Origin of the sequence: Shigella sp. FC1567 (assembly GCF_001743015.1) — a bacterium.
Classification (GTDB): Bacteria; Pseudomonadota; Gammaproteobacteria; order Enterobacterales; family Enterobacteriaceae; genus Escherichia; species Escherichia coli.
In genome coordinates, this window is sequence record NZ_MIIV01000470.1 from 1 (window position 1) to 228 (window position 228).

Annotated in this window: 1 protein-coding gene; it reads right to left on the reverse strand. The window is 55.7% G+C overall.

The genetic code is table 11. The features are described 5' to 3' along the window. The coding region (locus BHE85_RS20195; RefSeq protein WP_146628010.1) for a DDE-type integrase/transposase/recombinase at nt 1–228 on the reverse strand (228 nt) is incomplete at both ends.

Genomic DNA, 228 nt, shown 5'->3' on the forward strand with positions numbered 1-228 from the left:
GCCTCGCTGAAGCTTACGTAACCCACCACCGGCATCCATTCGTTCTTCAGACTCCTGAAGAAGCGTTCCATTGGGCTGTTATCCCAGCAGTTTCCGCGCCGGCTCATACTCTGTCTGATCTGGTATCGCCACAATAACTGCCGGAACTGCCTGCTCGTATAATGACTGCCCTGATCGCTGTGGAACATCACCCCGCCGGGCTTACCACGGGTTTCCCATGCCATTTCC